Below are 24,866 nucleotides of genomic sequence, written 5' to 3'. Positions count from 1 at the left end.
CCGGTCACCGCGGCAGTACGTCGTCGAGGTGCGCCGTGAGCTGAGCCGCGACATCCACCGACGAGCGGTCGTAGAGCCACTGGTACTGCAGGCCGTCCCAGAGCGCGGTGAGCCAGAGGGCTTCGAACTCGGGGTCGCGGTGAGAGGGGAGATCGCCGTCCTCCTGGGCGGCGCGGAACAGCGCGGCGAAGTGGTCCACCACGCCGCGGAAGCGCTCCTCGAAGTAGGCGTGCGCGGGATGGTCGGCGGGCACCGCCTCGCACGAGAGCACGGCGTAGACCTCGATGAGGCCCGGGGCCGTCGCCGCGTTGACGGCGGCGCCGCGGGGGAGGCCGCGCAGCTCCGTGACCGCCCGGTCGGCGGGAACGTGGTCCGCCCGCGACTCGATCTGCTGGTCGCGGTGGCTCAGCACCGCGCTCAGCAGATCCTCCTTCGACCCGAAGTAGTGCAGCAGCGTCGACTTCGAGACGCCGACGCGTTCGGCGATGTCGCGCAGGCTCGTGTCGCCGTAGCCCTCCTCGGCGAACAGCGCCGTGGCGCCGTCGACGATGAGCGCGCGGCGCTCGCGGCCCACGCGATAGCCCGAGGGCGCAGCATCCGGTGCCGCGAAGGAAGGCATCGGCGGCACCGGCGCCGCCGTCGAGGCGGGTGGGGGATCGTCGGCGTCGCGCCAGCCCACGGGCAGTGCGAGCGACGCCTCGTACGTCTCGAGGGTCTCGGCGATGTCGACCCGCTCGGGAAGGTACTGTGCGAGCAGCTGGAGGCCGTCCCACGCGGCGGGAACGCGCACGGCCTCGCCGCCCGGGTCGCGGTCCGCCGCGACGGTGTCCTGCGTGATCGCCTCGTCGATGGCGTCCGTCGACAGCTCGCGCAGGCGCGCGTACCGGTCGCGCATGATCTCGTGCGCGGGATGACGGGGGGTGGATGCCTCGCCCGTGAGCGCGGCGAAGAGCGCCAGGTATCCGGGCACTGTCTCGTTGCGCCGCGCGAGCTCGCTGTAGGCGAGGGTGCCGGGGTCCTCAGCCGCCATGCGCTCGAGGAGCTCGGTCTCGTTGTCACGCTCGAACAGGTCGACCACGGCGGCGAGCAGCTCGTCCTTCGTGGCGAAATGCCGGAGCAGACCGGGGTGGCTGATGCCGGCGGCGGCCGCGATGTCACGCAGCGACGTGGCGCGGTATCCCCGGGTGACGAATGCGTCGTGCGCCGCGGCGACGATCGCGGCGCGGGTCTGCTCGGTGCGGGCGGTGCGCACGGCGCCGGGTGCGGTGGTCGTCGTCACGTCGTCACCGCCTCCCTGCGCTCGTCTGCGCCCATCCTATCCTCGTCGATTACCAAGCGGTCGAGTTTCAGTTACCAAACGGTCGAGTTTCAGGTACGCTCGTGGCTGGACGCGCGTCGGAGTCGACGCGCGTCGCACCCGAGAAAGGACTCCGATGACAGAGATGTCGCCCGCCGCGACGGTTGCGGCCGCCGGAACGACCGGCTTCAAGGCACCGGGCACCACGCCTGAGAAGACTCCCCGGGGCTACACCCCCGGCCTCGCCGCGGTGAACTTCGGCGTCTATCTCGCGCTGCTGACGCCGGTGCTCGTCTCGATGGCCTTCAAGGTCGAGCACATCTCGCCCGAAGGCACCGCCACCGCCAACCTCGGGCTCATCATGGGCGTCGGCGCGCTGTTCGCGCTCATCGCCAACCCGCTCGCCGGCCGCCTGTCCGACCGCACGACCTCCCGCTTCGGCATGCGCCGCCCGTGGATCCTCGGCGGCACGCTCGTCGGCCTCGGAGGCTTCGCCCTCATCGGCGTCGCGGAGTCGGTGTGGGTCGTGCTCATCGCGTGGTGCCTCGTGCAGACCTCGATGAACGCCGTGCTCGCCGCCGCCAACGCGACGCTCCCCGACCAGGTGCCGGTCACCGGCCGCGGCAAGGTGTCGGGCATCGTGGGCCTCACCACGCCGCTCGGCATCCTCGCCGGCTCGTTCCTGGTCAACTTCCTGTCGGACGACTTCGCCCGCTTCGTCGTGCCCGCGGCCATCGCCACCGTGCTCGCGGTGCTGTTCGTCCTCGTGCTGAAGGACCGCCGCCTCGACCACAAGCCCGCGCAGAAGTTCACGGTCGGCCAGTTCTTCGGCTCGTTCGTCTTCAACCCGGCCAAGCACCCCGACTTCGGCTGGACCTGGCTCACCAAGTTCCTCGTGATGTTCGGCTACGCGGGCATCGCGACGTTCCTGCCCTTCTACCTCACCGAGAAGTTCGGCCTCGACGAGCAGACCGCGATCACCACGATCCTCATTGCCAACCTCGCGTCGATGGTCGCCATGGCCATCTCGGGCCCGCTCGGCGGCGTGCTCTCCGACAAGATCGGCAAGCGCCGCCCGTTCGTCGCGATCGCCGGCGTCATCATGGTCGTCGGCCTCGTGACCCTCGCGTTCGCACCGAGCATCGCCGTCGTCCTCGTCGCCCAGGCGATCATCGGCTTCGGCGCCGGCTCGTTCATGTCGGTCGACCTGGCCCTGGCGACCGAGGTGCTGCCCAACCGCGACGACACCGCGAAGGACCTCGGCGTGCTCAACATCGCCAATGCGCTGCCGCAGTCGATCGCCCCCGCGATCGCCCCGGGCATCATCGCCCTCGGCGCCACCACCTCCCTCGGCGGCTACACCGTGTACTACCTCTTCGGCGCGCTCGTGTCCCTCGCCGGCGCCGTGCTCGTCTACCGCATCAAGGGAGTGAAGTGATGACCGACACCACGACGACGATCGCGGATGCGGCGACCCCTGCCCCATCGGACCGGCCCTGGCTCGACGCGAGCCTGCCCGTCGAGGAGCGCGTCGAGCTGCTCCTCGCCGAGATGACGGTGGAGGAGAAGGCGGGCCTCTTCTTCCAGACGATGATCGTGATGGGCGAGGGCGGCGAGCTGTCCGAGGGCGACTCCGCCTTCGGCATCCCGTCGAACCGCGAGTACGTGGCCGGCCGCCACATGAACCACTTCAACCTGCTGGGCGTCGCGCCCAAGGCCAGTCACATCGCGGCGTGGCACAACAAGCTGCAGGAGCTCGCAGCATCCACTCGCCTGGGCATCCCGGTGTCGGTCTCGACCGACCCGCGCCACTCGTTCAGCGACAACCCGGGCGCCGCGATGTTCGCCGGCCCGTTCTCGCAGTGGCCCGAGCCGCTCGGCCTCGCGGCGACCCGTGACGCGGACCTGGTGCAGCGCTTCGGCGACATCGCGCGCCAGGAGTACACGGCCGTCGGCATCCGCGTGGCGCTGCACCCGCAGGTCGACCTCGCGACCGAGTCGCGGTGGGCACGCCAGCTGCAGACGTTCGGCGAGGACGCTGCTCTCGCGGGCGAGCTGGGCGCGGCGTACGTGCGCGGCTTCCAGGGCTCCGCGTTCGGCCCGGGCTCGGTGAGCACGATGACCAAGCACTTCCCGGGCGGCGGCCCTCAGAAGGACGGCGAGGACCCGCACTTCGAGTACGGCCGCGAGCAGGTCTACCCCGGCGGGCAGTTCGAGCTGCACCTCAAGCCGTTCGAGGAGATCTTCGCCGCGGGTGGCCGCCAGATCATGCCGTACTACGGCATGCCGGTCGGCACCGAGTACGAGGAGGTCGGCTTCGGCTTCAACAAGGGCGTGCTCACGGGCCTGCTGCGCGAGCGCTTCGGCTTCGACGGCATCGTCTGCACCGACTGGGGCCTGGTAACCGACCAGCCGATCATGGGCACGGACTTCGCCGCCCGCGCGTGGGGCGTGGAGCACCTGACCCCCGCCGAGCGCATGGTGAAGATCCTCGACGCCGGCGCCGACCAGTTCGGCGGGGAGCACGACCCGGAGCTGCTCCTCGGCCTCGTGCGGGACGGCCGCGTGAGCGAGGAGCGCCTCGACGTCTCCGCCCGCCGTCTGCTCCGCGAGAAGTTCGAGCTGGGCCTGTTCGAGAACCCGTACGTGGACGTCGAGGCGGCCGACGCCATCGTCGGCTCGGCGCAGTTCCGCGCCGCGGGCGAGGCCGCGCAGCGCGCCTCGATCGCCGTGCTGTCCAATGACGGAGCCCTGCCGCTGCGCCGCGGACTCAAGCTCTACGTCGAGGGCATCGCGCCCGAGGCCGCGGCTCACTACGGCGAGGTCGTCGAGACGCCGGAGGAAGCGGATGCGGCGATCCTGCGCCTGCAGGCACCCTACGAGCAGCGCGCCTCGATGTTCGAGAACTTCTTCCACGCCGGGTCGCTCGACTTCCCCGAGGACGTCGTCGCCCATGTGCGCGCGGTGTCGTCGGTCGTGCCGACGGTCGTGGACGTGTTCCTCGACCGTCCCGCGATCCTCGGCCCGATCGTCGATGCCGCGGCCGCGGTCACGGCGAACTGGGGAGCGAACGCCGATGCTCTGCTCGACGTCCTGACCGGCGGATCCCCGGCGACCGGCAAGCTGCCGTTCGACGTGCCGAGCTCGATGGCGGCCGTGGAGGCGTCGCGACCCGACGTGCCCTTCGACACCGCCGACCCGCTGTTCCGCTTCGGCCACGGGCTCTCGCTCTAGCCGGCTGAGACGGGGATGCTGCGCCGCGACCTCGCGGCGCAGCATCCGTCGTCGCTTCCCGGCGCACAGAATCGGAGAATCTGCCCGACACGCGGGCTCGGGATGCTGTGACCCGGCGTGTCGCCGAGAGCCTCCGATTCTGTGCAGGGCTACGCGCCGGCGCCGGGCACGACCACGACAGGCACCGGTGCGTTGCGCAGGATCTTCGATGCGCTGGAGCCCAGGAACACCTGGGCCAGGCGGTGCGTCGACGACGAGCCCACCACCATGACATCGCCCTCGGTCCAGCCGACCGACGACACCGCCGTGCCCCAGTCGCCGGCGGCGGCGATGCCGTACTCGAGATCGTCGTCCGAGAACCCCAGCGTCTTCAGGTGCGCTGCCGCTTCCCGCTGCGCGGCGGCGGCCTGCACGCCCCACAGCTCGACGACCTGGGTCTGCGCGTGGCTGATGTCGGTGGTGACGGGGCGGCGTGACGGGTTCACGAGGAACGTGACCAGGCGCATCCGCGCCGAGGCGAGTCTGCTGAACTCCGCGACGCGGTTCAGCAGCGACCAGCTGGCATCGTCATCGCGGAAGCCGACGGTCACCCTCGTGACGGCGCTCGTCGTGCGGAAGCTCCGCGGAGCGATGGCCACCGGCAGGGGCGAGGAATGCACGAGCCGGTCGGTCTTCGAGGTCAGCCGCACGCGCCCCGGCTCCGCCTCCTCGGCGGATCCCACCACGATCATCCGCGCGTCTCGCGCCACCGCCTGCTCGATCAGTGTCGCCGGCGCTGATCTGCCGGCGACCCACACCGCCTCGGCGGGGATTCCGGGGTGGTGGGCGAAGTCCGACAGGGCGAGCTCCGCACTCAGCCGGCCTTCGCCCGCGGCCCACTCCTCGTACTCGCGGTCGACGCCGCCGGCGAGCGGCGTGCCCCACCCCTGCGGGACGACCGACACCGCCACGACCGGCTCGGGGTGCGAGCGGGCGAACTGGAACGCGAGCTCGATCGCGCTGCGATCGTCGCCGCGCGGTCCGTAGCCGACGAGGTACGTCACGTCTCGTCCTCGGGATGGATCGGCTCGGCGATCTGCTCCGCCGAGGTGTAGTCGTTCAGCGTCGCGTGCTTTCGTCCGTAGAACCAGTAGTAGAGCAGCACGATCGCGATCCAGGTGCCGAAGATCACCCACGTGATGGCCGCCAGCCCCGACAGGATGTAGACGCATGCGGCGATGGTGAGGATCGGCACCACCGGGTAGAGCGGAACCCGGAAGGGGCGCTCGAGGTCGGGCTTCGTGCGCCGCAGCACGATGACGGCGAGCGCCACGACGCTGAAGGCGACCAGCGTGCCGATCGAGACGGTGTCCCACAGATAGTCGGACGGCACGAACCCGGCGATGATCGCGACGATCACCGAGACGACGATCGTGTTGTAGATGGGCGTCATCGTCTTGGCGTTGACCTTGAGGAACCGGCGGGGGACGAGGCCGTCGCGAGAGATCGAGAACAGGATGCGGGTCTGGCCGTACAGCGTCACCAGCGTGACGGAGAAGATCGAGACGACCGCACCGGCCGCCAGGATCGTGCCCCAGATCGGGTTGCCCGTGATGTTCTCCAGGATCTGGGCGAGGCCCGCCTCACTGGCCTCCTCGGTGGAGTAGAACTCCACCGGCTCGGCGGCGAGCCCCGCGATGGCGACCAGGATGTACACCGTCGAGACGATGATGAGGGCGCCGATGATCGCCTGCGGGAGCGCCTTCTGCGGATTTCGCACCTCCTCGCCCGCCGTCGCGACAGCGTCGAGGCCGATGAACGAGAAGAAGATGGTCGCCGCGGCGGCGCTGATGCCGGCCGCGCCGAACGCGAAGAAGTTCTCGAAGTGGTCGGCGTTGAACGCGGTGAAGCCGAGGACGATGAACAGCGCGAGCACCCCGAGCTTGATCAGCACCATGATCGTGTTCACCGTGGCCGACTCGGCGACGCCTCGGATGAGGAGCAGGCAGCACAGGCCCACGAGGACGACGGCGGGCAGGTTGATGATGCCGCCGGTCGCCGCGCCATCGGATCCGGGGATGAACGACACCGACAGGGCATCCGGCAGCCGGAATCCGAGCGTGTTCTCGAGCAGTTCGTTGAAGTAGCCGCTCCAGCCCACCGCGACCGCCGAGACGGCGACGCCGTACTCGAGCAGCACGCAGCCCGCGATGATCACCGCCCAGATCTCGCCCAGCGCGTGGTACGTGTACGAGTAGGTGGAGCCGCTCACGGGGATCGCCGAGGCGAGCTCGGCGTAGCACAGCGCCGACAGGCCGGCGCAGATCGCGGCGACGATGAACGAGATGATCACCGCGGGGCCCGCCTCGGGGATCGACTCGCTCAGCACGAAGAAGATCCCGGTGCCGACGGTCGCGCCGACGCCGAACATCATGAGCTGGAAGGTGCCGATGTTCCGGGCGAGCTCCTCGCCCTTGTGGTGCTTCTGCTGGATGACGATGGGCTTGCGCCGAAAGAGCTGTTCGCCGAGTGCGGCCATGTCGGACTCCCCACGGGGTGGCCGGGCCACAGCGCCCGGAGTGCCCCCAGTCTGGTGCGCGGTGCCGATCGGGCATAGGCCCGCACACCCGACCAGCGTCTGGGATCACAGACGTCAGTCGGTGCGCGTCCGCGACGAGTGAGCGCCACCCGCATAGGCTGACGGAGGCGGGCGACGAGGCCCGCAACGGGAGCGAGCGTGGCCACGAGCAACATCGAGATCGCACAGCAGGCCGAACTCTGGCCGATCACCCGGATCGCCGAAGGGCTCGGCATCCCTGACGAGGAGCTCGAACCGTACGGCCGGTTCAAGGCGAAGGTGTCGCTGCGGCATCTGCGGACGCTCCAGGAGAAGCCGCGCGGGCGGCTCGTGCTGATGACCGCCGTATCGCCCACCCCAGCGGGCGAGGGCAAGACGACGACCACCGTGGGCCTCGGCGACGCGCTCACCCGCATCGGAGAGCGGGCGATGATCTGCCTGCGCGAGCCGGCCCTCGGGCCGGTGTTCGGCATGAAGGGCGGCGCCGCGGGCGGCGGGTACGCACAGGTCGTGCCGATGGAGGACATCAACCTCCATTTCACGGGCGACTTCTCGGCCATCGCGATCGCGACGAACCTGCTCGCGGCGCTCATCGACAACCACGTCCACCACGGCAACGCCCTCGGCATCGACGTGCGACGAGTGACCTGGCGGCGCGTGCTCGACGTCAACGACCGGGCCCTCCGCGACGCCGTGATCGGCCTCGGCGGTCCATCGAACGGCTACCCCCGCGAGGACGGCTTCGACATCGTGGTGGCGAGCGAGGTGATGGCGATCTTCTGCCTCGCCACCGATCTCGCCGACCTCAAAGAGCGGCTCGGCGAGATCGTCGTCGCGTACACCCGCGACCGCACGCCGATCCGCGCCCGCGACCTGCAGGCGCACGGGGCCATGGCCGCGATCCTGCGAGACGCGCTCGCGCCGAACCTCGTCCAGACGCTCGAGCACACCCCGGCGTTCGTGCACGGCGGCCCGTTCGCGAATATCGCGCACGGCTGCAACTCGTACCTCGCCACCGATTCCGCGCTGCGGATGGCCGACTACGTCGTCACCGAGGCCGGCTTCGGCGCCGATCTGGGCGCCGAGAAGTTCGTCGACATCCTGTGCCGGACGACGGGCCTCCGCCCCGACGTGGCGGTGGTCGTCGCGACCGTACGCGCCATGAAGTTCCATGGCGGCGTCGAGGTCCAGGACCTCCCGCACGAGAACGTCGCCGCCCTCGAGCACGGCACGGCCAACCTCCTGCGGCACCTGAAGACCCTTCGCGAGACGTGGGGCATCCCGACGGTGGTCGCGATCAACCATCGCGCGGAGGACACGGATGCTGAGACCGCGGCGCTCGTCGCGGCCGCCGAGTCCGTCGGGGTCACGGCCGTGGTCGCGAAGCACTTCGCCGAGGGCGGCGCGGGCGCGGAGGAACTGGCGCGCGAGGTCGTGCGCCTGTGCGACGAGCGTGCCGCGGGACCGGAGGACGCGCAAGCGCTGCACTTCACGTACCCGGATGACGCGACGCTGTGGCGCAAGATGAACGCGATCGCGACGCGCGTCTACGGAGCGTCCGAGATCACCGCGTCGACCGCCGTGCGCGCGCAGATCAAGCGCCTGCAGGACGAGGGGTACGGCGGGTACCCGGTGTGCGTCGCGAAGACGCAGTACTCGTTCTCGACCGATCCGAAGCTGCGCGGTGCGCCGACGGGCCACGTCGTCGACATCCGCGAGGTGCGCCTCGCCGCGGGCGCGCGGTTCGTCGTGATGATCTGCGGCGACATCATGACGATGCCTGGGCTGCCGGTGACCCCCGCCGCGAACAGCATCGACGTCGATGATGAAGGGCGCATCGTCGGGCTCTTCTGAGACGGGCCACCCGGCGGTCAGAGCGGCGGAAAGGTGCGCACCCGCTCGACGCGGAACGTGTGCGGAAGCGCCGTGAGGTCGCGGGTGCCGTCTGCGCGCGGCAGCTCGCAGAGATCCAGCATGAGCTGCACGGGGTAGTCGATCGCCTGGTGCACGGTCTTCACCCAGCGGTGGTCGATGAAGAACCGCACCGCGTCGGGCGTCCACTCGACGGCGTAGTCGTGCATCTCGGTGAGATCGCCCTCGACACGGACTTTCTCGAAGTCGTCGCGCAGGCGCGGGTCGTGCTGGCGCTTGATGCCGACGCCGACCCAGCCGCCCTCGTCGTCGATCTCGCTGCCGAAGATCTCGGCGATGCAGATCTCGCCGGAGTCCTCGGGGCGGTCCTCGAAGCCGATCGGCCAGAACGCCACCATCGCGTCGGGGTGGCGCACCGCGGCCATGCGGACTTCGATCACGCCGAACCGGGGCAGGTGGAGCCGGCGCTCCGGCTGCTCCTCGCGCACCACCAGGCCGTCGCGGAAGCGGTGCTGCCCGATTGCGCTGCCCCGCACGCCCGCGAACTGGCCGGTCTGCACGTGCGAGACGCGGTTGTCGCCGTCGAACTCCGGTGACCATGGCGCGGTATCGGCGTCGATGAAGAGCTCGAGCGCGTCGGGCGCGATGCAGTAGCGGGCGGCGGTGCGCTCGCGCGACGACCAGTGCGGCAGGTAGTGCGGCCACCACACCTTCTCGTCGAGCACCCCCTCGCCGAACCGCTCGTCGAGATCGGGCTCGCGGCCGTCGAGGTCGAGCGGCGACATGTCGACGAGCGGAGCTCCGGCGGCGGTCTCGTTCATCATGGATCGCAGACTGATGCCCCGGTCATCAGCGATCGGTGACGAGGATGGTGTTCCCGTCGGGGTCGGTCGCGGTGAAGAAGAGGCAGCGGTCGGGGTCGCCGAGCTCGTCGCTCGGGTGCGCTCCGAGCCGCGCGAGGCGCTCGTGGACGGAGGCGAGGTCGTCGACGCGGAAGTTGCACGTCGCCCACGGCAGGCCGGGGTCGACATGGATGCCGCTCTTCGGCCCCATCAGCGTCACCTGTCCGTGCGAGCCCGCGAGCACGCTCGAGGCGTCGCTCTCTTCGACGACGCCGAGGCCGAACGCATCCGCGTACCAGTGCGCGCTCGCTCGCGGATCGTGCACGGGGATGAACGCGGTCGTGATCGCCGTCGGCGGGCTCATGACCCGAGCCTAGGCCTCGCCGCGGACGTTCGCGCGGTCCTGCCGGTGCATCCCCGTCACAGTGTCCGGAGGCGCCCTGGCTGTGCGTCTTGCACAACGCATCCGTCACCCGTGTCGCTCCGACCTTGTGGACATCCACCAGAGGCTTTGAGGGGACGTTGTCGGAGTTCTACGGTCGAAGGGAACTTGATCCTTCCCGTCGCACCGAGAGGTGATGCACATGGCTGACGCCGCCGTCCGCACCAAGAAGCCCGCCGTTCACAAGAACACGCCCGCCGGGGGAGCCCCGACCGCTCCGCACACCGCGGCCGAGGCATCCGATCCCCGTATCGACATCGCCGCGGTCACCGACCTGCTCCTCGGGACGTGGGGTGAGACCCGCCGCGAGGCCCGCGAGATGATAAAGGACCCCGCGTTCTGGCGCATCGAAGGGCAGCCGATGCCCGAGCACCGCGAGCGCGTGCTGACGCAGCTGCACCTGCTCGTCGAGCACGGCGGTTCGCGCCGGGCGATGCCCGAGAAGTTCGGCGGACTCAACGACAACGGGGCGAACATCGCCGGCTTCCAGGAGCTCGTGCTGGCCGACCCCAGCCTGCAGATCAAGTCCGGCGTGCAGTGGGGCCTGTTCGGCTCGGCCGTCTTCCAGCTCGGCACCGAGAAGCACCACGACAAGTGGATGCCGGGCATCACCGACCTCTCGATCCCGGGCGCGTTCGCGATGACCGAGACCGGACACGGCTCGGATGTCGCGGCCATCGGCACGACCGCGACCTACGACCCCGAGACCGAGGAGTTCGTGATCCACACGCCGTTCCGGGGCGCCTACAAGGACTACCTCGGCAACGCCGCGCTGCACGGCAAGGCCGCGACGGTGTTCGCGCAGCTCATCACGGGCGGCGTCAACTACGGCGTGCACTGCTTCTTCGTGCCGATCCGCGACGACGAGGGCGCGATGCTCCCGGGCATCATCAGCGAGGACGACGGCGTCAAGGGCGGCCTCAACGGCATCGACAACGGCCGGCTCGCGTTCGACCAGGTGCGCGTCCCGCGTTTCAACCTGCTCGACCGCTACGGCCAGGTCGCCGCCGACGGCTCGTACACCTCCGACATCCCGACGCCCGGCCGCCGCTTCTTCACGATGCTCGGTGCGCTCGTGCAGGGCCGCGTGTCGCTCGACGGGGCCGCGACCACCGGCACCGCGCTCGCCCTCCACATCGCGCTCACGTACGCGAACCAGCGCCGCCAGTTCGACTCGGGCGCCGGCACCGAAGAGGTCGTGCTGCTGGATTACGGCAAGCACCAGCGGCGCCTGCTGCCGCTCCTCGCGCAGAACTACGCGCAGTTCTTCAGCCACGACGAGCTCCTCAAGAAGTTCGACGCCGTGTTCTCGGGCCGCACCGACACCCCCGAGGAGCGCGAAGACCTCGAGACGCTCGCCGCCGCGCTCAAGCCCCTGTCGACATGGAACGCCCTGTCGACGATCCAGGAGGCCCGCGAGGCCTGTGGCGGCTCCGGCTTCCTCGCCGAGAACCGCATGGTCGGCCTCCACCAGGACCTGGACGTCTACGTCACCTTCGAGGGCGACAACAACGTCCTGCTCCAGCTGGTCGGCAAGCGACTCCTGTCGGACTACGCCAAGCAGTTCAAGGGGGCGGATGCTGCGAAGCTGGCCCGCTTCGCCGTCGGCCAGACCGCGGGCAAGGTGTTCCACGGCGCGGGCCTGCGCCAGCTCGGGCAGACGGTGACCGACTTCGGCTCGACCGCGCGCTCGATCGAGCTGGGCCTGCGCACCGACCAGCAGCACGAGCTGCTCGCCGGCCGGGTGCAGCAGATGGTGGCGGATGTCGCGGCCGCCCTGCGTCCGGCATCCAAGCTGTCGCCGGCCGAGGCCGCCGCGCTGTTCAACAGCCACCAGGCGGAACTCATCGAAGCGGCCCGCGCACACGCCGAGCTGCTGCAGTGGGAGGCCTTCACCGACGGCGTGAACCGTGTCTCGGACGAGGGCACCAAGCAGGTGCTGACGTGGCTGCGCGACCTGTTCGGGCTGCACCTCATCGAGAAGCACCTCGCGTGGTACATCATCAACGGCCGGCTCTCGACCCAGCGTGCGGCATCCGTCTCCCGCTACATCGATCGTCTCGCGGCGCGGCTCCGTCCGCACGCGCAGGATCTCGTCGACGCCTACGGCTTCGCGCCCGAGCACGTGCGCGCCCCGATCGCCTCGGGCGCCGAGCGCAAGCGCCAGGACGAGGCGCGCGAGTACTACCGCGCGCTCGCCGCGTCGGGCGAGGCGCCGGTGTCGGAGAAGTCGCTCAAGAAGAAGTGACGGCGCGCGTCTCGCACCGTGCGAGCCGGCGTCCTCGAATGAGGAGCGGAGCCGGGATGCGGTCCGGTCTGCGCCGACGGCTCCGCATCTCGGCAACGATCCTCAATTGAGGATCGAGAGCGACTTCAGGAAGCGGTCCAGCCGCAGTTGCCGCACTCGCCGGTCGCGGAGATCTCGATGAAGCAGTTCGGGCACATGGCGCGCACGCGCTCGGGAACGACGGGCTTCGCGACGCGACGCTGCGCGGCCGGACGAGGCGACGACGACTTCGCGCGCGCGGTCGGCGCGGCCGCCGCCGGCTGCGGCACGATCGCCGCCGCGGGCACGTGGTACGCGCAGTAGAAGCGGACGTAGCCGTCGTGGTTCTTCGGGTGCCGGTGCTTGTACGCCCACAGCTCGGTGCGCTCCAGCAGCTCGGAGTCGGGGCCGCACGTGAAGCAGCGCGTCGCCTCGCCCGGGACCACGTCCGCGAGGAGCACAGGGTTCTCGAAGGGGACCGAGTCCCGCCAATCCGCCGACGCGACGATCTTCATGGTCCTGCCTCCCAGCTGCGCGGACCCGAACAGCCCGACATTCCAAGGTAAGCGACGCAGGCGCCATCCGGGAATCGAGCGGGTGTCGGGCGGCTGAACTCGGCCGATCGTGCCTGGCTGGGCGATGCCGCCCGACCCGACGTCGGCGGGGGAGCCTAGGCTGGCGCGGGTGAGCACCGATGTCCGCCTCGGCGCCGACGGCCGCGCGCGCTGCGCGTGGGTCGGCGACGACCCCGAGTACGCCCGCTACCACGACGAGGAGTGGGGGGTGCCGCTGCACGGCGACCGTGCGCTCTTCGAGAAGATGAGCCTCGAGGGGTTCCAGGCGGGGTTGTCCTGGATCACGATCCTCCGCAAGCGACCGCGGTTCCGCGAGGTGTTCGCGGGGTTCGAGCCCGAGACCGTGGCGGCGTTCGGCGAGGACGACATCGCGCGATTGATGACGGATGCCGGCATCATCCGCAATCGCGCCAAGATCGAGGCCACGATCTCCAACGCGCGGCTGGTGCTCGGCCTCGAGCCCGGTGAGCTCGATGCGTTCATGTGGTCCTTCGCGCCGGTGGCCCATCGGCGACCGGCGACCTTCGCCGAGGTCCCCGCGATCACCCCCGAGGCCCAGGCGATGAGCAAGGCCTTGCGCAAACGCGGCTTCCGCTTCGTCGGCCCGACCACGATGTACGCGCTCATGCAGTCCGCCGGCATGGTGGACGACCACGTCGACGGGTGCTGGCGCGTCGGCTGACGCCCGAGGAACAACGAGCGCACCCCATGCGTTCGAATGGATCGTGGACTACGGACACCCGCTCGAATTCGGCGCCTTCATCACCCCCTCCGCCGCGAGCCCTGAGGCGCCGGTGCTGCTGTCGCAGGTGGCCGAGGCATCCGGTCTCGATCTCGTCACCTTCCAGGACCACCCGTACCAGCCCGCGTTCCTCGACACGTGGACGCTCATGTCGTTCGTCGCCGCGCGCACCGAGACCATCCGCATCGCGCCCAACGTGCTGAACGTGCCGCTGCGCCCGCCCGCCGTCGTGGCTCGGGCCGCCGCGAGCATCGACCTGCTGTCGGGCGGGCGGTTCGACCTCGGCCTCGGCGCCGGCGGCTTCTGGGACGCGATCGAGGCGATGGGCGGCACGCGGCTCACGCCGGGTCAGGCTGTGACGGCGCTGGGTGAGGCGATCGATCTCATCCGCGAGCTGTGGCGCACCGACGAGCGCCGGGGCGTGTTCACCGACGGGAAGTTCCACGCGGTTCACGGCGCGAAGCGCGGGCCGCGGCCGGCGCACGACATCCCGATCCACATCGGCGCGTACAAGCCGCGCATGCTCGCGCTCACCGGGCGCAAGGGCGACGGATGGCTGCCGTCGCTCGGCTACATGCAGCCGGGCGACCTCGCCAAGGGCAACGCCGCGATCGACGAGGCCGCCCAGTCGGCCGGCCGCGACCCGCGCGAGATCCGGCGCCTGCTCAACATCGGGCAGCTCGCCGCCGATCCGCAGGAGTTCGCCGAGCGCCTGGCCCGCCTCGCTCTCGACGACGGCATCGGCACGTTCATCATCGCGGCCGACGACCCGAACCTGCTCCAGCGCTTCGGCGAGGACGTCGCCCCCGCCGTGCGCGAGCTCGTGACCGCCGAACGCGGCACCCGCGGGGTCGACGCCGCGCCGGTGCGGTCGGCGGCGGCGCTCGCCGCCCGCCGTGACGGCATCGCGTACGACGATGTGCCGGCAGGCGTCCGCGCGATCGAGCCCGGAGACTTCGACTACGGCGACGTGCGCGCCACCTACATGCGCGGCGGGCGCCCCGGCCTGGTGCTGCAGCCCTCGTCGCCCGAGCAGGTCGCAGAGGCGCTCGCGTTCGCGCGCCGGCATCCCGAACTTCCTCTCGCGGTGCGCAGCGGTGGCCACGGCATCAGCGGCCGCAGCACCAACGACGGCGGCATCGTGATCGACCTCCGCAGCCTGGACGAGATCGAGGTGCTCGACGCCGACCGCCGGCTCGTGCGCATCGGACCGGGTGCGCGGTGGGCACAGGTGGCCGCGGTGCTGGGCGAGCACGGCTGGGCGCTGACGTCGGGCGACTACGGCGGCGTGGGGGTCGGCGGCCTCGCGACGGCGGGCGGCATCGGCCTGCTCGCCCGCGAGCACGGCCTCACCATCGACCATCTGCGTGCCGCCGAGGTGGTGCTCGCCGACGGCTCGATCGTGCGGACGGATGCCTCGACCCACCCCGATCTCTTCTGGGCGATCCGCGGCGCCGGCGCCAACGTCGGCATCGTCACGGCCTTCGAGTTCGAGGCCCAGGAGGTCGGCCAGGTGGGCTACGCGCAGCTCGCGTTCCAGGTGGACGACGTCGCGGAGTTCCTCGAGGGCTACGGCCGCATCGTCGAGTCGTCGCCGCGCGACCTCACGATGTTCCTGCTCACCGGCGGGCCCCGCCCCGGCCAGCCGCAGGTCGTTCAGCTGTACGGCGTCGTCGATTCCGACGACCCCGACACGGTCATCGCCCGCCTGCAGCCGTTCGCCGAGCTCGCGCCGCTCGTGCAGCAGTCCGTGCAGCTCACGACGTACCCGCAGATCATGGCGAACGCCGACCTCGGCCCGCAGCACGGCGCGGGTGAGCCGCACTCGCGGTCGGGCCTCATCGAGCACGTCACGCCTGCCTTCGCTGCGGCGGCGGAACGTATGCTGCGCTCCGGCGCCGTCCCGTTCTTCCAGCTGCGCGCGGTCGGTGGGGCGGTGGCCGACGTCGCCGAGGACGCGACCGCGTATGCACACCGGTCGGCGAACTTCTCGGTCGCCGCGCTCGGATCCCACCCCGACCGGCTCGACGCCCAGTGGCGCATGCTCGCGGACCACCTCGACGGCATGTACCTGAGCTTCGACTCGTCCGAGCGCCCGGAGCGGATCGCCGAGGCGTTCCCGCCTGCGACGCTTGCCCGGCTGCGCCGCGTGAAGGCGACCTACGACCCGACGTGCGTCTTCCGCGACAACTTCGCGATCGAGCCCGCAGAATCCGACGCCGCCTGAGGCGCAGCATCCGTCCCCCGTCCCCCACGCTTGGGGCGCATTCCTTCCGTTGGGGCGCAGATTCTCCGCCCCAACGGAGTTACTGCGCCCCAAACCCCCGAGGTGGTCCGGATCGAGCAGGATTCAGGAAGCGCGGTGTCCGGGTTCACCGGCATACTCGTCGGCATGGCATCCGAGTCCCACATCGCTGATTCGCACGAAGTCATCCGCGTCGTCGGCGCCCGCGAGAACAACCTCAAGGACGTGTCGGTCGACATCCCGAAGCGGCGGCTCACCGTCTTCACCGGGGTGAGCGGGTCGGGCAAGTCGTCGCTGGTGTTCGGAACGATCGCCAACGAGTCGCAGCGCCTCATCAACGAGACGTACCCGACGTTCGTGCAGCAGTTCATGGGGCAGCTGAGCCGCCCCGAGGTCGACGCGCTCGAGAACGTGAGCCCCGCGATCATCGTCGATCAGGAGCGCATGGGCTCGAACGCGCGGTCCACGGTGGGCACCGCGACCGACGCGCACGCGATGCTGCGGCTGCTGTTCAGCCGCATCGGCGTGCCCCACGTCGGCTCGCCCCAGGCGTTCTCGTTCAACATCCCGTCGGTCTCGGGCGCCGGCGCCGTGACGTTCGAGAAGGGCGGCAAGAAGGTCAAGGAGCGCCGCTCGTTCGAGATCACCGGGGGCATGTGCCCGCGCTGCGAGGGCCTCGGCGAGGTGAGCGACGTCGACCTCGACGAGCTCTACGACAAGACCAAGTCGCTGAAGGACGGCGCCATCCAGGTCCCCGGCTACAACCCCGACGGCTGGATGGTGAAGGCCTTCACCGAGTCCGGCTTCGTGGACCCCGCCAAGCCCATCCAGGACTACACCGAGCAGGAACGTGCGGACTTCCTCTACAAGGAGCCGACCAAGGTCAAGATCGCCGGCATCAACATGACCTACGAGGGTCTCGTGCCGAAGATCACGAAGTCGATGCTCCAGAAGGACCGCGAGGCGCTGCAGCCCCACATCCGCGCGTTCGTCGACCGCGCTGTGAAGTTCCTGCCCTGCCCCGACTGCGGCGGCACACGTCTGAACGAAGGCGCACGGTCCTCGAAGATCAACGGGACGAGCATCGCGGATGCCGCGGCCATGCAGATCACGGACCTCGCGGTGTGGCTCGACACGGTGAACGACCCCTCCGTCGCGCCGCTCATGGTGGGCCTGCGCCAGACGATCGCGTCGTTCATCGACATCGGCCTCGGCTACCTGTCGCTGGACCGTGCCTCGGGCACGCTCTCGGGCGGTGAGGCGCAGCGCACCAAGATGATCCGGCACCTGGGTTCGGCGCTGACGGACATCAGCTACGTCTTCGACGAGCCCACGGCGGGCCTGCATCCCCACGACATCGAGCGGATGAACCGGCTGCTGAAGCTGCTGCGCGACAAGGGCAACACCGTGCTCGTGGTCGAGCACAAGCCCGAGGTCATCGAGATCGCCGACCACATCGTCGATCTCGGCCCCGGCGCCGGCCGTGCGGGCGGCGAGGTGCAGTACGAGGGGGACGTCGAGGGTCTGCGCACGTCCGGCACCATCACCGGCCGTCATCTCGGCGACCGCGCGCGCCTCAAGGACTCGACGCGGGTCGCGAAGGGCGCGCTCGAGATCCGCGGAGCCACTCAGCACAACCTCAAGGAGGTCGACGTCGACGTGCCGCTCGGCATCCTCACCGTCGTGACCGGCGTCGCGGGTTCGGGGAAGTCGTCGCTCATCCACGGCAACGTGCCCGGCTTCGACGACGTCGTGGTCGTCGACCAGTCGCCCATCAAGGGCAACCGCCGCTCGAGCCCGGCGACCTACACGGGCATCCTCGACACGATCCGCTCCGCGTTCGCGAAGGCCAACGGTGTGAAGCCCGCCCTCTTCAGCGCCAACTCCGAGGGCGCCTGCCCCGCGTGCCGCGGCCTCGGCGTGATCATCACGAACCTCGGGTTCACGCAGACGGTCGAGACCCTCTGCGAGCTCTGCGAGGGATCGGGCTTCAGCGATGAGGTGCTCGAGTACACCCTCGACGGCAAGAACATCGCCGAGGTGCTCGCGATGTCGGCGGCCGAGGCATCCGTCTTCTTCTCCAAAGGTCCCGCGCACACGACCCTGATGCGCATGATCGACGTCGGCCTCGGCTACATCACGCTCGGCCAGGCGCTCAACACCCTCTCGGGCGGTGAGCGTCAGCGCCTCAAGCTCGCGATCTCGATGGCGAAGAAGGGCGCGATCTACGTGCTCGACGAGCCCACCACGGGGCTGCACCTGGCCGATGTCGAGAACATGCTCGGGATGCTGGATCGCCTGGTCGAAGCCGGCAACAGCGTGATCGTGATCGAGCACCACCAGGCCGTGATGGCGCACGCAGACTGGATCATCGACATCGGTCCGGGCGCCGGTCACGACGGCGGCTCCATCGTGTTCGAAGGCACGCCCGCCGACCTCGTCGCGGGTGCAGAGACGCTGACGGCCCAGCATCTGCGGGAGTACGTCGGCGCGTGACCGAAGCCCGCGGGCGGGGATGGGTGTTTGTCCCCATCGATCATGTCTGATCAGGTGGAATACGATCTCCGCAGTTGACACTCCCTGTCTCGTCACACCCCGTGCCGCGGGTTAGGCTGGGGTGTTCCCCCAGGTCTTCTGTGAGCTCGCGACGCCCCTCGCCGGGGTCCCACGCCACGACAAGACGCACGATGCCCCGGAGGAGGCCGACGTCCCATGAGCTCATTCGCCTGGCTTCGCGCGCGCCCGCGCGCCCTCGCGTCGGCGGGCGCGGTGACTGCTGCCGCGGTCACGATCACGACGCTCGCGTTCGTCTACCAGGGCGTGCCCACCACTGAGGTCGACCTCCACGACGGTGGTGTGTGGGTGACGAAGCAGTCGAGCCTGCTGGTCGGTCACTTCAACCACGAGTCGCAGGTGCTCGACGGCGCCTTGCGCACCACGAGCGACGACTACGACATCCTCCAGTCCGGCAGCACCGTGCTCCTCGTCGACGACTCGAGCTCCTCGGTGAGTGTGGTCGATCCCGCGATGGTCGCACTCTCGGGCGCGGCCGGCGTGCCCGCCGACGCCGACGTGGCGCTCGGCGGCGAGACGGTCGCGATCCTGGACCGCGCCTCCGGCGACCTGTGGGTGGTTCCGAGCGCAAGTGTCGGCTCGTTCCAGATCGAGGGCACCGACCCCACCGCCAGCCTCGGCAAGGGAGCGGATGTCGCGGTCGGCGTCGACGGCGTCGTCTACGCCGTCTCGCCGAAGACCTCCGAGCTGGTGACGATCCGCATCGGCGCGGACGGCACCCCGGAGGAGCCGGCCCGGTCCGGACTCAACGACCTCGGCGACAGCGCGGAGCTCACGGTGACGGCGGTCGGCGACAAGCCCGCCGTGCTCGACACCGCCACCGGCACGGTGATCGTCGACGGCCGCGCCACCGAGATCGAGGGCGGACGCAACGCCGTCCTGCAGCAGCCGTCGGCGGCATCCGATGCCGTTGCACTCTCCACGGCGTCCGCGTTCGTGCGCGTGCCGTTCGACGGATCGGAGCCGAAGTCCGTCAAGGCCGGTGCCGAGGGCGCGCCGGCGTCGCCGGTGTGGCTCGACGGCTGCGGCTACGCCGCGTGGACGGGGTCGGGACGATTCGTGCGCGACTGCGCCGGCGAGGCCGACGACCTCGCGGCCGACATCGACGGCATCGAGCCGACGTCGCTGCTGAAGTTCCGCGTCAACCGTGACGTGGTCGTGCTCAACGACGTCGTCGGCGGTGCCACGTGGATGGCGGTCGACGAGCTGCAGCGCGTCGACAACTGGGATGAGATGACGCCTCCTGAGGGCGAGACCGAGGACGACGAGCAGACCACCGAGGAGACGACCGAGACGGTCCTCCCCGAGCGCTCCGACATCAACACCCCGCCCGACGCCAACGACGACGATCTGGGCGTGCGCCCGGGCCGCACCACGATCCTTCCCATCCTCGACAACGACAGCGATCCCGACGGCGACGTCCTGACGACGCGTGTGGTCGACGGCGGGCCGACGGTCGGCGAGATCCAGTCGATCGACAACGGCCGGGCCCTGCAGATCGCCGTTCCCGAGGATGCCCAGGGTTCGACCTCGTTCACCTACGAGGTGTCCGACGGTCGCGGCGGCACCGACACCGCCCGGGTCTCGCTGGCGGTGCACGGCTGGGACGTCAATTCGCCGCCGAAGCAGAACCGCGTGACGACGGTTGCGGTCGAGGCCGGCGGCACCATCACGTACAACGTGCTGCCGGACTGGATCGACCCCGATGGCGACGACGTGTTCCTCGGCTCCGTCCAGCCGGCGGAGGGCGATGAGGCCGACTTCACGTCCGACGGCCGCATCACCTATCGAGCCGTCGGTGGCACGCAGGGCCGCAAGGACGTCGAGATCACCGTCTCGGACGGCTCCGACGTGACGGTCGGAACCGTGCGCTTCGATGTGCGGCCGGTCGGTTCCATCGACCCGGTCACGAACGCGGACTACATCGCCGTTCGCACCGGCCAGACGGCGACCGTCTCGCCGCTCGCCAACGACGTCGGGGCGGGGCGSGAGCCGCTGCGCCTGGCACGCGTCGACCCGGTCTCCGGTGCCGACATCGTGCCCGACTACTCCAACAAGACCTTCACTTTCCGCTCCGCGACGCCCGGCACGTACTACGTCCAGTACATGGTGGCGGCGGGCGCTTCCGGCGTCCCCGGCATCGTGCGCGTCGACGTCATTCCCGAGGGCGAGACCGACCTGCCCCCGGTCGCCGTGCGCGACGTCGCGCTGCTGCCGAGCGGCGGCGAGGTGCTGGTCAACGTGCTCACCAACGACTCGGACCCCTCGGGTGGCATCCTCGTGGTGCAGTCGGTCACCGTCGAGCCCAACTCGGGCGTCGCGGTGGCCGTGCTCAACCACGAGACCCTCCGCATCAGCGACCAGGCGGCGCTGTCGGAGCAGGTGCGCATCTCGTACCGCATCTCCAACGGCTCGCAGTCGGCCGAGGGCGACGTCATCGTCATCCCCATCCCGGCCCCGGCGCAGCTGCGCCCGCCGGTTGCCAACGACGACCAGGTCGTCGTGCGCGCCGGCGACGTCGTGACGATCCCGGTCCTCGACAACGACTACCACCCGAACGGCGACACGATCCACGTCGCGCCGGAGCTCGTGCCCCCGCTCATCGAGCCCGAGGACGGCGAGATCTTCGTCTCGCAGGACACCGTGCGCTTCCGCGCGTCGGACGAGCCCGGGACCGTCTACGCGACCTACGAGGCCGTTGACAGCACCGGACAGAAGGACGCCGGCTACATCACCATCCAGGTGCTGCCGGTCAATGCCGACACGAACGCGGCGCCGCGGCCGCGCGACATCACGGTCCGCGTGCTGGCCGGCAGCCGCGTGAACATCGCGGTGCCGCTGGACGGCATCGACTCCGACGGTGACTCCGTCGAGCTCGTCGGGCTCGCCTCCTCGCCCGGAAAGGGGCGGATCACCGAGACCGGGGCCGACCACTTCGTCTACGAGGCGTTCGACGGCACCGCCGGCGTCGACACCTTCACCTACCGCGTGCGCGATCGTCTCGGCGCCGAGGCGACCGCGACCATCCGTGTCGGCGTCGCGCCCGCCGAGGGCGTGAACCAGGCGCCGTACGCCGTCAAGGACTCCGTGATCATGCGCCCCGGCCGCTCGGTCGCCGTCCCGGTGCTCGCGAACGACTCCGACCCCGACGGCGACGAGTTCGGCATCGTCAAGAACGGCCTGATCCTGCCCGACGTCTCGGGACTCAAGGCGAAGGTCGAGGGTAACCGCGTCGTCGTCACGTCGCCGTCGCAGCCCGTCGAGACGTCGCTGCAGTACACGATCCGCGACGCGCGCGGTGCCGAGGCGAAGGCCGTGCTGCAGATCACCGTCGCCGAGGACGTCCCCCTCCAGAAGCCGATCGCGCGCGACGATTACGTGCGTGCGGCCGATGTCGAGGACGGCGTCGTCGACATCGAGGTGCTCGCGAACGACGAGGACCCCGACGGCACGGTGGACGACCTCGAGCTGAAGGTCGCCGACACGAACTCGCGGGTCCTCGCGGACGGCAAGGTGCGGGTCACGCTCGGCGACGCGGGCCGGCTCGTGACCTACACGATCACTGATCGCGACGGGAACGAGGCATCCGCGTTCATCCATGTCCCGTCGCTGTCCTCGCTGCCTCCGACTCTCGTGTCGACGGAGCCGGTCGAGGTCAAGAGCGGCGAGACGGTCGAGCTGGCGCTGTCGAAGCACGTGCGTGCGGCGGGCGGCGGCAAGGTCGTCATCACCGAGGCCGCCAAGGTCACCGCCGCCCACAACGACGGCTCGTCGCTGATCAAGGACCAGACGACGCTCGTCTACACATCGGCGCAGGGCTACTTCGGCCCGGACGCCATCACGTTCGAGGTGACCGACGGCACCGGGCCCGACGACCCCGAGGGCCGGAAGGCCACGCTGACCATTCCGATCACCGTGCTGCCGCCTGAGAACCAGCAGCCGACGTTCGTGAACGGGCAGATGGATGTCGCGCCCGGCGAGGATCCGGCGACTCTGGACCTCGGCGGCCTGACCACGGACCCCGACCCCGAGGATGCGGGCCGCATCGAATACCAGATCGTGGGCGGGTCGCCCCAGGGTATGACGGCGTCGATCGAGGACGACGAGCTGCGCGTCGGCGCGGCAGCGGACACGAAGAAGGGCACGGCGGGGACGATTCGTCTGCGCATCACCGACGGCACCACGGAGCCCATCGAGGGCACGGTGAACGTCCGGGTCATCGCATCGACGCGTGAGCTGCCCACCGCCAACGACGACATCGTCGAGGAGGCGCATCAGGGCAAGACCGTGACGGTGCCCGTGCTCGCCAACGATGTGAACCCGTTCCCCGATAAGCCGCTCAAGGTCACCACCGCGATCATGGAGACAGGGCAGGGCGATGTCACCGTCTCCGGCGACAAGGTCGACGTCACGCCCGACGCGAAGTTCTTCGGGACCATGGTCGTCCGCTACCGCGTGCAGGACGCCACCGGCGACCCGGATCGCGAGGTCGAAGGAAGGATCCGCCTCACTGTGCAGGGCAAGCCCGATGCGCCCGGCACCCCGGTGGTCTCGAGCGTGCAGGACCGCACGGTCGTGCTGTCGTGGACGCCGCCGGCGAACAACGGCGCCGAGATCGAGCGGTACCTCGTCTCGTCGACCGCCGGCAACTACGAGAAGGAATGCCTCGCGACCACGTGCACGCTCGACGGGCTGACCAACAACGTCGAGTACAACTTCACGGTCGTCGCCGAGAACCGTGTCGGTCCGTCCGACCCGTCAGCGCCGTCCGAGACGGCTCGTCCGGATGCGCGTCCTGACACCCCGGCCGCGCCGAGCCTCGTGTTCGGCGACCGGAGCCTCAACGTGTCGTGGGTGACGCCGACCACGCCGGGTTCGCCGGTGGAGAAGTACACCCTCGAGATCTCGCCCGCCCCGCCGTCGGGCATTTCGCAGAAGACCGACGTGGTCGGCAACTCGATCGTGTGGGACGGACTGCAGAACGGCGTCGCGTACCAGGTCCGCGTGCAGGCGCACAACCGTGCCCCTGAGCCTTCGAGCTGGAGCACGTGGTCGGTGAGCGAGATCCCGGCTCGGGCGCCCGATGCGCCCGCGGCGCCGACGACGGCGCGTCTTCAGCCGGTCGGTTCTCAGGCGCAGATGCAGGTGTCATGGAGCGCCCCCGCCGACAACGGCGACGCGATCTCGGGTTACCAGCTCGACGTCCTCCGCGGATCGGCGCTGGTGAACTCGATTCCGGTCTCCGCAGGACAGACCAGCCAGGCCGTCGTGGTCGATACGTCGACGACGGACTACACCTTCCGTGTTCGCGCGCAGAACAAGGCGGGATGGGGCCAGTTCAGTCCCAACTCGCCTCCGCAGCGCGCCTTCACGGCGCCCGGCGCCCCGACGAACGTCACGGCAAAGGAGGGCGACCGCTCCCTGACCGTCACCTACCAGCCGGGCCCGCTGAACGGCGCAAATCCCAGTGAGGTCGCTTACCAGGCGTCGGTGAACAACGGCAACTGGCAGGCACTGGCCGGAAACGGTGTCATCGGCGGGTTGGCCAACGGCACGGACTATTCGGTTCGCGTCCGCGCGGTATCCACTGTCAGCGGTGCGAGCGAGCCCGGCGCGGCCTCGGCGCCGTCGAACACCGTCCGGCCGTACGGTCCGGTGCGCAACCCCTCCGTCTCGGCCAGCGCCAACGGCACGAACATCACGTTCAGCTGGAGCCCGCCGAGCGAGAACGGGCGCAGGATCACGCAGGTGCAGATCCGCATCGACGGCGGCGGCTGGCAGAACGTGGCCAACAGCGGTTCGCGCACGAACAGCTACGGCTACAGCGAGCGCCACACCATCGAGGCGCGGGCGCAGGATGCCGAGGGCCAGTGGAGCGGCATCGCGTCGGACGCGGCGACGACCATGGCCAAACCCCAGCCGTCGGCACAGACCGTCAAGGGCGCGTCGGGGAGCTGGAGCGACTGCAACTCGGCGTCGTGCGCCTACATGGCGGTCACGGTGAAGAACTTCCCCGCCGGCAACTACCGCCTGACCTGTCACGACAACGGCGGCTCGTGGGGCGGCGGCAGCACGACATGGGTTCCCGAGAACGGCACCGTCCGGGCCAACTGCTACTACGGCTACCCCGGTGGCCGCGCCTGGGTGACCATCGAGGGCTGGGGCAACGCCGACGCGATGAACTGGTACTGACCCGGCACAGCCGACGAACAAAGACACG

At 70.1% G+C, this 24,866-nt stretch carries 14 protein-coding genes; 8 read left to right on the top strand and 6 right to left on the bottom strand.

The genetic code is table 11. From position 1 onward, the window contains the following. Window positions 1-4 precede the first annotated feature (4 nt). Window positions 5-1,279 carry a TetR/AcrR family transcriptional regulator gene (locus ASF40_RS00365; RefSeq protein ID WP_056364858.1) on the bottom strand — a complete coding sequence of 425 codons (1,275 nt, stop codon included), beginning with the start codon at window positions 1,277-1,279 and terminating at the stop codon, window positions 5-7. 154 nt (window positions 1,280-1,433) lie between these two features. Here ASF40_RS00365 and ASF40_RS00360 point away from each other — a divergent pair, with 154 nt between their 5' ends. Continuing rightward, the gene (locus tag ASF40_RS00360) at window positions 1,434-2,735 is read left to right on the top strand and encodes an MFS transporter (RefSeq protein WP_056364854.1); all 1,302 of its coding nucleotides are present in this window, start codon (window positions 1,434-1,436) and stop codon (window positions 2,733-2,735) included. Beyond that, window positions 2,735-4,531, top strand: coding sequence for a glycoside hydrolase family 3 protein (locus ASF40_RS00355; RefSeq protein WP_056364852.1), 1,797 nt, complete (start codon window positions 2,735-2,737; stop codon window positions 4,529-4,531). The genes ASF40_RS00360 and ASF40_RS00355 overlap by 1 nt, the downstream gene beginning before the upstream one ends. A 149-nt stretch (window positions 4,532-4,680) precedes the next feature. On the opposite strand, the gene ASF40_RS00350 is transcribed toward ASF40_RS00355, so the two are convergent. Beyond that, the gene (locus tag ASF40_RS00350; RefSeq protein ID WP_056364849.1) at window positions 4,681-5,574 is read right to left on the bottom strand and encodes a universal stress protein; all 894 of its coding nucleotides are present in this window, start codon (window positions 5,572-5,574) and stop codon (window positions 4,681-4,683) included. Next, window positions 5,571-7,049, bottom strand: coding sequence for an APC family permease (locus ASF40_RS00345; protein ID WP_056364847.1), 1,479 nt, complete (start codon window positions 7,047-7,049; stop codon window positions 5,571-5,573). Before ASF40_RS00345 ends, ASF40_RS00350 begins: the two co-directional genes overlap by 4 nt. Before the next feature lie 198 nt (window positions 7,050-7,247). Here ASF40_RS00345 and ASF40_RS00340 point away from each other — a divergent pair, with 198 nt between their 5' ends. Further along, a complete protein-coding gene (locus ASF40_RS00340; protein WP_056364843.1) occupies window positions 7,248-8,942 on the top strand; it encodes a formate--tetrahydrofolate ligase in 1,695 nt (564 codons plus the stop codon). Between the two features lie 17 nt (window positions 8,943-8,959). Here the strand turns inward: ASF40_RS00340 and ASF40_RS00335 are convergent, their stop codons facing one another. Together ASF40_RS00335 and ASF40_RS00330 are read right to left on the bottom strand one after the other, a co-directional pair. After that, a complete protein-coding gene (locus ASF40_RS00335; protein WP_056364839.1) occupies window positions 8,960-9,784 on the bottom strand; it encodes a glycoside hydrolase family 16 protein in 825 nt (274 codons plus the stop codon). A gap of 25 nt (window positions 9,785-9,809) precedes the next feature. Further along, the gene (locus ASF40_RS00330) at window positions 9,810-10,166 is read right to left on the bottom strand and encodes a VOC family protein (protein WP_056364836.1); all 357 of its coding nucleotides are present in this window, start codon (window positions 10,164-10,166) and stop codon (window positions 9,810-9,812) included. Between the two features lie 220 nt (window positions 10,167-10,386). Between ASF40_RS00330 and ASF40_RS00325 the strand changes: the two genes are divergently transcribed. Next, window positions 10,387-12,492: an acyl-CoA dehydrogenase family protein gene (locus ASF40_RS00325; RefSeq protein ID WP_056366573.1), complete on the top strand. Its 2,106-nt coding sequence runs from the start codon at window positions 10,387-10,389 to the stop codon at window positions 12,490-12,492. A gap of 125 nt (window positions 12,493-12,617) precedes the next feature. Here the strand turns inward: ASF40_RS00325 and ASF40_RS00320 are convergent, their stop codons facing one another. Then, complete coding sequence (locus ASF40_RS00320; RefSeq protein WP_056364832.1) at window positions 12,618-13,025, bottom strand: hypothetical protein; 408 nt, start codon at window positions 13,023-13,025, stop codon at window positions 12,618-12,620. A 124-nt stretch (window positions 13,026-13,149) separates the two neighbouring features. On the opposite strand from ASF40_RS00320, the gene ASF40_RS00315 reads away from it, so the two are divergent. From ASF40_RS00315 to ASF40_RS00300, 4 genes are all read left to right on the top strand, one after another. Then, complete coding sequence (locus tag ASF40_RS00315; protein ID WP_056364830.1) at window positions 13,150-13,767, top strand: DNA-3-methyladenine glycosylase I; 618 nt, start codon at window positions 13,150-13,152, stop codon at window positions 13,765-13,767. 40 nt (window positions 13,768-13,807) lie between these two features. Then, complete coding sequence (locus ASF40_RS00310) at window positions 13,808-16,054, top strand: LLM class flavin-dependent oxidoreductase (protein WP_056364828.1); 2,247 nt, start codon at window positions 13,808-13,810, stop codon at window positions 16,052-16,054. Between the two features lie 165 nt (window positions 16,055-16,219). Beyond that, complete coding sequence (locus ASF40_RS00305) at window positions 16,220-18,568, top strand: ATP-binding cassette domain-containing protein (protein WP_056366568.1); 2,349 nt, start codon at window positions 16,220-16,222, stop codon at window positions 18,566-18,568. Between the two features lie 216 nt (window positions 18,569-18,784). After that, window positions 18,785-24,838, top strand: coding sequence for an Ig-like domain-containing protein (locus ASF40_RS00300; protein ID WP_056364824.1), 6,054 nt, complete (start codon window positions 18,785-18,787; stop codon window positions 24,836-24,838). Window positions 24,839-24,866 lie beyond the last annotated feature (28 nt).

Source organism: Microbacterium sp. Leaf288, assembly GCF_001422925.1.
Taxonomy (GTDB): domain Bacteria; phylum Actinomycetota; class Actinomycetes; order Actinomycetales; family Microbacteriaceae; genus Microbacterium.
This window is presented reverse-complemented; position numbering and strand designations above follow the sequence as displayed.

Bases quoted from the DNA above. Each gene is read 5' to 3' on its own strand.
- ASF40_RS00360 (WP_056364854.1), top strand. From the start codon at position 1,434: ATGACAGAGATGTCGCCCGCCGCGACGGTTGCGGCCGCCGGAACGACC.
- ASF40_RS00355 (WP_056364852.1), top strand. From the start codon at position 2,735: ATGACCGACACCACGACGACGATCGCGGATGCGGCGACCCCTGCCCCA.
- ASF40_RS00345 (WP_056364847.1), bottom strand. From the start codon at position 7,049: ATGGCCGCACTCGGCGAACAGCTCTTTCGGCGCAAGCCCATCGTCATC.
- ASF40_RS00335 (WP_056364839.1), bottom strand. From the start codon at position 9,784: ATGATGAACGAGACCGCCGCCGGAGCTCCGCTCGTCGACATGTCGCCG.
- ASF40_RS00330 (WP_056364836.1), bottom strand. From the start codon at position 10,166: ATGAGCCCGCCGACGGCGATCACGACCGCGTTCATCCCCGTGCACGAT.
- ASF40_RS00325 (WP_056366573.1), top strand. From the start codon at position 10,387: ATGGCTGACGCCGCCGTCCGCACCAAGAAGCCCGCCGTTCACAAGAAC.
- ASF40_RS00320 (WP_056364832.1), bottom strand. From the start codon at position 13,025: ATGAAGATCGTCGCGTCGGCGGATTGGCGGGACTCGGTCCCCTTCGAG.
- ASF40_RS00315 (WP_056364830.1), top strand. From the start codon at position 13,150: ATGCCGCCCGACCCGACGTCGGCGGGGGAGCCTAGGCTGGCGCGGGTG.
- ASF40_RS00305 (WP_056366568.1), top strand. From the start codon at position 16,220: ATGGCATCCGAGTCCCACATCGCTGATTCGCACGAAGTCATCCGCGTC.